A 2,419-nucleotide genomic window follows, 5' to 3' on the forward strand; every position below is an offset into this window, starting at 1 on the left:
TGTAAACTATGTATCTTAACGAACATTAGATGAAACTAATCGAATTCTTAAAAAATATTGAGGAAATTGACGAAGAATCAGTTCTTTATGTAAAAAGGATTGATGATCAATTTTCTAGAGAATCAGAAGTTACAATACTCAATTTGACAGAAGAAGAATTGGAGTGGAAAACTTTTGAAGTGACTGAAAAAAAATGCCTCGGATTTGTATATTTTATGGAAGTCTTTCTTATCAAAGAATTCATGGAGGATATAGCTAACAGGGAATACCCAACTGTAGAAAAAAAATGTGAAAGATTGATTCACTATGTAGAATTTGATGCTTAAGAGTTAAAATCATGAAAAGAGAAAACCTCGAACAGAATTTAAAAGAAGCCACTTCTTCCCTATTAGAAATGGCAAAAAATTCTTGCTGGAATAAAATCTCTGACAATACACGTTACCTAATTTCTGAAATCAAAAATGACGAGTTGAATATCCTTGATAAAAGAAAAGATAGAAAAAGAAAAAATGACAAAAAAATATCGAAATCGCTTGAACAAATATCATCTGAATTAAGAGATATCTACGAAAATCTTTACGATATAAACTTGTATATCTATAAAAGCGAAAAAGACAATACAATAATTGAAATTCAATACTATCCTAAATCATCACTCGAATCTGAGTTTTACGAAACTGTAAAAAACAATGAACCTATGTTGCATTGTAAAATTGCTATTCCACCTGGATATAATGATAAAAAAGAAAAAATTGACGTTAATTGGGAATTAAATTAAATATAAAAAACGTTGGGTAACACTATATATGTGCCATAGCAGCAAAGTTATCAATCGAATGGTTATTGTATATTTATAAAGGCGTAATGCTTGCAGAATGGAAAAATTAGCAACCAATGCGCAGAAAAATCGAAAAGCAGGGTAACATTTTGCCCTGCTACGACACATATATTAAACGTTAGCCTTCACCCGTAAAAAGAAATTGATGGAATTGAAAAAAATAAAAAAATTACATGATATAAAGGAAAGTGATTTTATTAATTTTGATGAAGATATTAAAAAAATAGAAACAAAATTGGGGATTGAATTCCCTAAAATCTTGTACGATTTTTACAGAAAAATAGGTGTGCATTCAAGTATATTCCGATGGGTTTTAATTGATTTAAATATCAATAATTATGGATATTTAGAAATCAATACAGATGCTCAAACTGGTGATAAATGGGCAATTAATATAACTGAAAATAACAGCTTATTTTTTAAACCGTTTAAAGAAAAATGGGTAAAAGTAGAGTATTCAGTAGAAGAATTCTTATTGCATGAAATTCACGTAACATCGTGTTTTTCTTTGGAGTTTTCTGCTGTAGGAAAGTATACTGAACAGGAATTCATAAGAAAAGTAAATGATGGTTTTTTTCGTAAGATTAAAATTGAACCTATTGATTTAGATATCGCAAACATATATAGTCTTAAGATGAATTTCTATGAAACTTGTATAAATGATATAGTAGGAATCAATGGAGATTCTATGTGTTATGCATCTAACAATAAATCAGATTTTGAAAAGGTCACATCGTCATTTGGGGAAAAATGGCATGTAGCAGGCTTCGGATATTTGAATGAATAAAAAGGCGAAAGGCTAACACTATATATGTGATCATAGCAGCTAAGTGATGAATCGAATGGTTGTTGTATTTTTGGTAAGGCGCAATGCTTGCAAAAAGGAAAAGTTAGCAACCAATACGCAAGAAAAATCGAAAAGCAAGGTAACAATTTGCCCTGCTAAGACACATATATTAAACGTTGTAAGTCATTTAACAAAATCCAATGAAAATTAATAAAATTCTGGAAAAATATAATCTGATAAAAACATTTGAAACTGAATTAAATGTTGAAAAAGAAGTATTTATTAAAGAATTTAGACAAATAACGGAAAAGGGCTGTTATTCTCCTTTTCTGATAATGTTGGATAATTTCAAATCTGAAAATAAAAAATACATCGGAACTATTAATTCAGGAGGTTTCATTATCCGAGAGAAATTCATAATTGACAATTTTGCTACTAATAATTTCGCCATAGTGAAATCGGAATTTCATAATGAAAACAATAAGTTAACAGTAAAAACTGTGATAAAGGGAATGGAATTCTTGCCCTTTGCTCTAAGACTCATCATTTTTGGAATTTACCTATTGACAATATTACTTCTTGTGATTGAAATGCTAATTCCTCCAATACAAACTGACATTGATATGGCATATATTTTACCTCCTATTTTTGTAACAATATTTGTGTATTTTTTGACATATCGACCTTATAAAATTGCGAAAAAGAATGTAATTGAGAAGAAAGATGACGTAAATTTAATTTACCAAACTATAGAAAAAACGCCTTACAACAATGTATCCTATGAAAAGCACTAG

Annotated in this window: 4 protein-coding genes; all 4 read left to right on the forward strand. The window is 28.9% G+C overall.

From position 1 onward, the window contains the following. Positions 1–29: 29 nt before the first annotated feature. A complete protein-coding gene (locus DZ60_RS0121825) occupies positions 30–326 on the forward strand; it encodes a hypothetical protein (protein ID WP_025744128.1) in 297 nt (98 codons plus the stop codon). Positions 327–337: 11 nt separating this feature from the next. Next, positions 338–778, forward strand: coding sequence for a hypothetical protein (locus DZ60_RS0121830; protein ID WP_025744129.1), 441 nt, complete (start codon positions 338–340; stop codon positions 776–778). Between the two features lie 205 nt (positions 779–983). Then, positions 984–1,625, forward strand: a complete 642-nt coding sequence (locus DZ60_RS0121835; protein WP_025744130.1) for an SMI1/KNR4 family protein — start codon at positions 984–986, stop codon at positions 1,623–1,625. A 200-nt stretch (positions 1,626–1,825) separates the two neighbouring features. Next, entirely contained in the window at positions 1,826–2,419 is a 594-nt protein-coding gene (locus tag DZ60_RS0121845) for a hypothetical protein (protein WP_025744131.1), read from the forward strand.

The sequence above is a fragment of the Aquimarina pacifica genome (genome assembly GCF_000520955.1).
GTDB lineage: Bacteria > Bacteroidota > Bacteroidia > Flavobacteriales > Flavobacteriaceae > Aquimarina > Aquimarina pacifica.